We start from the raw sequence: 905 nt of genomic DNA on the forward strand, positions 1-905 counted from the left end.
ACGCTGGCCAGCAGGTCCATCACCTCGGCCGACTTGTCGAGCGGAATCCAGTTGTATTGCACGTTCTGGCGCGTCGTGAAGTGGGCGTAGCCGGTGGTCAGCTTGGAGCTGACCGACAGGCCGTTTTTCAGATTGACGGGGCCGAGCTTGTCCTGCTTGGCTTGGGCTTCATTGAACAGCGCGGCGTTGGGCTGGTCGTATTCGCGGGCGATTTTGGCCAGCACGCGCATCTGCGCGCTCGACAGCTCGCCATAAGGCACGGCCACGCGCAGCATGGGCGCATAGCGCTGTACATACCAGCCGTTTTGCAGGCGCAGCGGGCGAAATTCGTCTTCAGGCAACTGGCCTGCCTGCCAGCGGGTCAGCTGGTCACGGTACTGGTTGGCGCGGGCCTTGACAAACTCGCGGTCAAATTCTGTGTATTGGTACATGGCTGTCGGGATTCAAACGTCGTGGGATTTTTATAAGGAGAGGGTCAGATCGAAATCAGCTTCACGCCGGCATAGGCCAGCAGCACGGACAAAAGCGAACGGATCACGCGGTCAGGCGTTTTGTGCACCAGGTGCGAACCCAGCCAGATGCCGGGCAGCGAGCCGGCGAGCAGCTTGATGAGCAGCGGCCAGTCGACCGAACCGATGGAGGCATGACCCAGGCCCGCCACCAGCGTCAGGGGCACGGCGTGGGCAATGTCGGCCGCCACGATGCGCGGCAGCGGCAGGGTGGGGTAGAGCAGCATCAGCACGATCACGCCGATGGCACCCGCGCCGACTGACGTCAAAGTGACCAGCGTGCCGATGACCGCGCCAAACAGCAGCGGCAGCGACCAGTGGCGCGCACGCGTGGCCTGGCCTATGAGTTCGGGCGCGATGGTGGTAGGGGCGGCCTTGCCGCGCAGCACCTTGTAG

Annotated in this window: 1 protein-coding gene and 1 pseudogene; both read right to left on the reverse strand. The window is 63.5% G+C overall.

Going from position 1 to position 905, the window contains the following annotated elements:
* Positions 1–431: pseudogene (locus AC1DWI_RS24640) on the reverse strand (nitrite reductase); the annotation flags it as partial.
* A 44-nt stretch (positions 432–475) separates the two neighbouring features.
* Positions 476–905 (reverse strand): sulfite exporter TauE/SafE family protein (locus AC1DWI_RS24645; protein ID WP_477726109.1); only part of this gene is annotated, 430 nt, incomplete at its 5' end.

The organism is Polaromonas sp. P3_C2, from assembly GCF_056402675.1.